At 66.6% G+C, this 5,767-nt stretch carries 7 protein-coding genes and 1 pseudogene; 1 reads left to right on the plus strand and 7 read right to left on the minus strand.

Annotated features, from left to right (window positions below; genetic code table 11):
* The 4 genes from ELR45_RS33310 to ELR45_RS33325 form a co-directional block, all read right to left on the minus strand.
* A partial coding sequence (locus ELR45_RS33310) for an ABC transporter permease (protein ID WP_129670146.1) occupies positions 1-867 on the minus strand: 867 nt, incomplete at its 3' end.
* A complete protein-coding gene (gene modA / locus ELR45_RS33315) occupies positions 864-1,691 on the minus strand; it encodes a molybdate ABC transporter substrate-binding protein (protein WP_129670127.1) in 828 nt (275 codons plus the stop codon). The genes ELR45_RS33310 and modA, both read right to left, overlap by 4 nt.
* A gap of 71 nt (positions 1,692-1,762) precedes the next feature.
* A complete protein-coding gene (locus ELR45_RS33320) occupies positions 1,763-2,167 on the minus strand; it encodes a TOBE domain-containing protein (RefSeq protein WP_129670128.1) in 405 nt (134 codons plus the stop codon).
* Between the two features lie 114 nt (positions 2,168-2,281).
* Positions 2,282-2,746, minus strand: coding sequence for an SRPBCC family protein (locus ELR45_RS33325; protein ID WP_129670129.1), 465 nt, complete (start codon positions 2,744-2,746; stop codon positions 2,282-2,284).
* A 47-nt stretch (positions 2,747-2,793) separates the two neighbouring features.
* Between ELR45_RS33325 and ELR45_RS33330 the strand changes: the two genes are divergently transcribed.
* Positions 2,794-3,438, plus strand: a complete 645-nt coding sequence (locus tag ELR45_RS33330) for a TetR/AcrR family transcriptional regulator (protein ID WP_129670130.1) — start codon at positions 2,794-2,796, stop codon at positions 3,436-3,438.
* A gap of 76 nt (positions 3,439-3,514) precedes the next feature.
* On the opposite strand, the gene ELR45_RS33335 is transcribed toward ELR45_RS33330, so the two are convergent.
* The 3 genes and pseudogenes from ELR45_RS33335 to ELR45_RS43140 form a co-directional block, all read right to left on the minus strand.
* Positions 3,515-4,240, minus strand: coding sequence for a DUF1707 SHOCT-like domain-containing protein (locus tag ELR45_RS33335; protein ID WP_129670131.1), 726 nt, complete (start codon positions 4,238-4,240; stop codon positions 3,515-3,517).
* Between the two features lie 175 nt (positions 4,241-4,415).
* Positions 4,416-5,618: an ABC transporter ATP-binding protein gene (locus tag ELR45_RS33340; protein WP_129670132.1), complete on the minus strand. Its 1,203-nt coding sequence runs from the start codon at positions 5,616-5,618 to the stop codon at positions 4,416-4,418.
* Between the two features lie 28 nt (positions 5,619-5,646).
* A pseudogene (locus ELR45_RS43140) lies at positions 5,647-5,767 on the minus strand (carbohydrate ABC transporter permease); the annotation flags it as partial.

Raw genomic sequence — 5,767 nt, forward strand, 5'->3', positions numbered from 1 at the left:
TCGCACATTCACCCAGCGTTCCCTGAGACCGACGAGGATGGTCGCACTGACGACGATCATGATCAGGCTGAGCACGATCGCCATGTCGGTGTCGCCGGCACCGATGGCGACGTAAGCCTCCAGCGGGAGGGTCCTCGTCGTCCCCGGGAAGCTGCCGGCGAACGTGACGGTGGCGCCGAATTCGCCGAGTGCACGGGCCCAGCAGAGCACCGCGCCGGCGGCGATTCCTGGAGCGACGGCCGGCAGCGTGATCCGGCGGAACACCGTCCAGGCCGACGCACCCAGCGTGGCCGCGACGTCGTCGTAGCGACGATCCGCGCTCCGGAAGGAACCCTCGACCGCGACGACCAGGAACGGCATGGCCACGAACGCCTGCGACAGCACCACCGCCGTCGTCGTGAACGGCAGGCTGATGCCGAAAGTCCGGTCCATCCAGCCACCGATCACGCCTTGCCGGCCGAAGGCGACCAGCAGTGCCACACCGCCGATCACCGGTGGCAGCACCAGCGGCACTGTCACCATTCCACGCAGCAGGGCACGCCCGGGGAAGTCGCCGCGTGCAAGCAACCAGGCCAGCGGTACGCCGCACAGCACCGACAGCACGGTGGCCAGCGTCGCCGTCGTCACCGACAGCCGCAGGGCGGTCAGCACGCTCTCAGACGTGAGCAGTTCGGGGAGCCGTCCCCACGGTGCACGCCACGCCAGCCCGGCCAGCGGCAGGAGCAGCAGTGCCAGGCCCGCCAAGGCGGGGAGCACCAACGCGACAGGAACCCGGGCGTCGGTCCGCGGCGTTCTCCGGCGGCCTGGCGTTCCGCTCCGCGTCGGATTCAGGGGCCGGGACCTGTCGGATGGGACCAGCGAGCTCATGGTTCCAGGAAGCCTGACTCGGCGAGTACCTTCCGACCCGGTTCGCCGTCGATGACGTCGAGCACGACGCGCGCGGCCGCCGGATTCGGGGAGTTGCGAAGCAGCGCCGCCGGATACTCGTTGGCCACGTCAGCGGCCATGGGCAGGCCGATCGACTCGATCTCGTCGCCCGCTGCCGCCGCGTCGGTGCGGTAGACCAGGGCTGCGTCGACCTCGCCGAGACGCACCAGCCCGGCCGCCTGCTTCACGTCTGTGGCATAGGTGTCGGGCGCGGCTTGCACGCCACCGAACGCCAGTAGCTCTTCGGAGGCGGCGCCGCACGGCACCCTGGGCTCGCACAAGGCGATCAGCAGTTCCTCACGGGAAAGATCCGCGAGGTGTGTGACTCCGCCCGGGTTACCAGGCGGCACCGCGAGTACGAGGGCGTTGCGGGCAACGACCCGGACGTCGCCCGCTGTCACACCCGCGCGCACGACGGGTTCCATGGTGGCGGTGTCCGCGGTGATCAGGATGTCGGCCGGGGCTCCAGCGAGTACCTGCGCGGCCAGGCCAGGGCTCGGGCCGAAGGAGGACACGATCTCAAGATCGGGATACTCATCGGCCAGCTGATCGACGAGTTCCTCCAACGCGTCGGTCATCGACGCCGCGGCCAGCACGGTGACGGCGCCGGTCGTGTCCTCGTCACCGCCGCCACCGTTCGCCGGCTGACCGAGCAGGGCGAGGGCCCCGGCACCGAGCACGATCAGCGCCACGCGCACACTGTCCATGGCCCGCAGCCGCCGTTTCGAGACGCCGCTGCCTCCCGCATCGGATCTTCGGCGCATTCAGACCACCGGCTCCATGCCGTCCGGTGGGGGTAGCGGCCCAAGGTCGGCCACCACGAGGCACGTCGGGCTCATCGGGTGCCCTTCGGCAGGTCGACCACGACATTGGTCGCCTTCACCGACGCGATCGCGGCGACTCCGACCTCCAGTCCGAGCTCCTCAGCGGCCTCACGACTCATCAGCGACACGACGCGGTGCGGACCGGCCTGGATCTCCACCTGTGCCATCACGCCGTCCTTGCGCACGGCGGTGACCAGACCTGGAAAGTGGTTACGCGCCGATTGGAGAGGTGTGGGCAGTGCGGCTTCGGCCGGGACGATCTCCTGGGCGACCCGTGCGAGCTCGGCCCCGTCGATGACCATCCGACCGGCGCTGTCCTGGGTGACGTCGAGCCGCTCGTTCTCCGCCCATCGCCGAACCGAGTCGTCGCTCACGCCAAGCAGGCGAGCTGCCTCAGAGATCCGAAAATACGGCATGAAATTGATAATACATCCGTGTTCGCGGGATGCATCGGGCCTTTGTACCGCATATGCCGATCAACACGAGCCAGGACGGGGACCCGGCGCCGGATACGGGGCGTCCCATACGCCCTAGTTCCGGTTGTCCGCCTCGCGCACACCCTCGATGGCAGCGGAGTGCTCAGCGAGCCCTTCAGCACACTTCCGGATGAACGTGGTCAGAGTCCGCCGATACAGCCCTCCCATACCGGGCATCTTCGAACGGAATGTGGAATGCCAGCGGATGCTCGTCCCGCTCACGTCTTCGCTGAGATCGATGTCGGCTCGGTAACCGCGGACCGCCAGCCCCTTTTCCAGAACGTAGCTCAGCCTCCGATCCGGTACCAGCTCCACGATCCGCTCCACACTCCGGATCCTGCCGGTGCGGAAGAGCCGGACCGCACCGACTCCCTCACCGCCGTCCACGCTCTCCCGCACCAGCTCGAATCTCTCGATCGGTGACCACGACGGCCAACCGGCACCCTCCCGGAGTAGCGCATAGACCGTGCACGCACGGGCTCGAGTGGCAACGGACACGTCGATCGTCTGGACAGACATGGAAACCTCCTTCGTGTGTACCAAATGGTACATGTACCATTTGGTACATGACGAAAGGCCGCGGCGGCAAACAGGCACTACTGCAGTCCGCGATCGACTATGTGGCGGCGCATGGGGTAGGCGACCGGAGTCTGCGAGAGATCGCCGCTGAGCTCGGCAGCAGCCACCGGATGCTGATCTACCATTTCGGTTCCAAGGAGGGACTGCTGGTCGAGATCATCCGCGTCATGGAACAGCGACAGCGAGCGCTGCTCGAGGAGCTCGATGACCTCGAGACCGCCTCTCCCCTCGACGTGGCGCGAGAGTTCTGGCAGCGCGTCGCCGATCCGGCCCTGTGGCCCTACGAGCGCCTGTTCTTCGAGGTCTATGGGCGAGCGTTGCAGGGTGATCCGGAGTCGAGGCCGCTGCTCGACGGTGTCATCGACGCGTGGCTAGACCCGCTTGCCCGCGCATTTCGACGGGCGGGCATGCATCCTGACCACGCTCGTGACCATGCGCGGCTGGGTCTGGCCGTCGCCCGCGGGCTTCTCCTCGACCTCCTCGCGACCGGCGAGCGCGCGGCCGTCGACGGGGCGATGGAGCAGTTCATCACCATGTACGAGACCGTGCTGGAGAACGCGGTGCCGGGGACGACCGCCCCTGCGCGGGCTCATCCGCCCGTAGTGACCGGGCCGGAGGCCAAGACCACCTGACCCCGCCGACGCCGCGGTGGCCGTACCATGTCGCCGATTCCCCGAGCGGTTCACCCGGGGCGCATGCGTACATGGCCTAAGAGAACATGCCTTTCTTCGGCGGGCGGACCGTGACTTCTCCCAGCAGGACGAACCCGCTGACACGCAGTATCGGTGCGCCCGGCGTGACCGGAGCGTCGAGCTTCATCTTGCGTTCGCCGAGGACGTTGGTGATGGAGTCGATGCGGACATCGATCCCCTCGGGCACGACGATCGTCACATTGCCGAGGACCACGCCGACCCTGATCTCCACCTCCGGGGAACGTACGACCGCTTCGGTGAAGTCCAGCTCGACACTGCCCAGGATCGGCACGACGTCCAGCCGGGCGGGCACCTCCCAGCGACCCTTCCGCTTGTCCTCCCCAAGGATGGCGTTGATCTGCTCCTTGGGGACCGGTGCTCCCGGCTTGACGCCGGGTTCCGGTGGCCGTTGCGGCACTCCAGCCGGCTGCACCGGCCCCGGAGCCGGAGGCTGGCCATGCCATTGGGGACCGGCGGACGATGCGCCAGGTATGGGATACGGGCCCTGTGGAAGGTCGCGTGTTATCGGCTGCAGGTCACCATAGGTTCTGGCCTTGAAAGTCGCGTCGAGCCTCTCCTCGAGCTCGGTCAGCGTCAGCCGCCCTTCGCCGGCGGCCTGCCGTAGCGCTTCGGCCACCCGCTCCCGATCCACATCCGAGCAGCGCAGATCAGCCGGACTGTTGACCCCGGGGTCCACATGCCGATCGGGCTTCTCCGGGACCTCGTACGAATCTCCGCTCACGACGACACCAGTTCGTTCCGACTCTCGTCCACAGGTTGACCCTAACAACGCCGACACCCCTCCGTGAGGAGGAGAATGCCTGATGTTACTCCACCCGTTGCGCGGGCATTCCACCACATCGCACCGGCCTGACGATGGTCGTATGACGCTGGAGCGTGCCTGGCGATCCCACCTCTTAGACGGTCTCTTGCGCCTGCTCGGGTTCACCCGCCGGGGTGCCCTTGATTGTGAGATTCTCGCCGGTGCCGGGATCGAAGACGTGTACGCTCCGCAGATCCATCCATAGCGAAGCGGTGCTGCTCTCCTCGATCAGGCTGGAGGCATCAAGGGAGACGACGAGCTGCGTCCGCAAAGCCTCACTGTCCAGCTCACGCTCGAGGTCGGCGAGCTGCTGACGGATGGTCTCGGGCGCCTCATACGGCACGTAGGCGTACTGCTCATTACCGAGCCACTCGATGACATCGATGTTCGCTTCGAAGGTCATCCCGTGGTCCCGGACAGTGTCGGAGACCACGTCAGCGTCCTCGAACGACTCCGGGCGCGCTCCGAGCAGCACGATCTCCTTTCCGGACAGGTCCACCGATCGCGACGGCGGGAGCTGGACCGAGCCGAACGGCGTGCTCAGTCCATCCTCGGTCACGGTCGCGGGGATGAAATTCATCGGTGGCGATCCGATGAACCCGGCGACGAAGAGGTTGGCCGGATTCCGGTACAGCTTCCGGGGCGAGTCCACCTGCTGCAGAACCCCAGCACGGAGAACGGCAACCCGATCGCCCAGCGTCATCGCCTCGACCTGGTCGTGCGTGACGTACACCGTGGTGATGCCGAGCTGCTTCTGCAGCCGGGAGATCTCCGTGCGCATCTGTCCGCGCAACTTGGCGTCGAGGTTGGACAGTGGCTCGTCGAACAGGAACGCTTGTGCGTTGCGGACGATGGCGCGGCCCATCGCCACCCGCTGACGCTGTCCACCCGACAGGTTGGCCGGTTTCCGCTCCAGGTGCTCGGTCAGCTCGAGCAGCTCGGCTGCGTGGTTCACCCGTTCTTTGACCTCGGTGTCCGACGTCTTGGCAAGGCGAAGTGGGAAGGCGATGTTCTCGAAGACCGTGAGGTGTGGGTAGAGCGCATAGTTCTGGAACACCATGGAGAGGTTGCGGTCCCGTGGCGCCTTCTCGTTGACGCGCTCCCCACCGATCAGCATCTCGCCGCCGCTGATGTCCTCCAGACCGACGATCATCCGCAGCAGGGTCGACTTACCACATCCCGAGGGCCCGACCAGAATCATGAACTCGCCGTCGGCGATCTCCAGGTTGACGTTCTTCACCGCTTGAAAGCCGTCGCCGTATGTCTTGATGATGTTGTTCATTGTGATGGCAGCCATAAGAGTTCTCCTATGAATGAGCGACGGGTCAGCCCTTGACGGCGCCCTGGGTCAGGCCCGCGACGATTCTGCGCTGGAACAGTATGACCAGCACGACGACGGGGATGGTCACGATGATGGCCGCCGCCGAGATCGCCCCCGCGGGCTGC

Source organism: Phytoactinopolyspora endophytica, from assembly GCF_004138495.1.
Classification (GTDB): Bacteria; Actinomycetota; Actinomycetes; order Jiangellales; family Jiangellaceae; genus Phytoactinopolyspora; species Phytoactinopolyspora endophytica.

Coding starts and splice junctions, on each gene's coding strand:
- ELR45_RS33330 (WP_129670130.1), top strand. CDS start 2,794: ATGACGAAAGGCCGCGGCGGCAAACAGGCACTACTGCAGTCCGCGATC.
- ELR45_RS33325 (WP_129670129.1), bottom strand. CDS start 2,746: ATGTCTGTCCAGACGATCGACGTGTCCGTTGCCACTCGAGCCCGTGCG.
- modA (WP_129670127.1), bottom strand. CDS start 1,691: ATGCGCCGAAGATCCGATGCGGGAGGCAGCGGCGTCTCGAAACGGCGG.
- ELR45_RS33340 (WP_129670132.1), bottom strand. CDS start 5,618: ATGGCTGCCATCACAATGAACAACATCATCAAGACATACGGCGACGGC.
- ELR45_RS33320 (WP_129670128.1), bottom strand. CDS start 2,167: ATGCCGTATTTTCGGATCTCTGAGGCAGCTCGCCTGCTTGGCGTGAGC.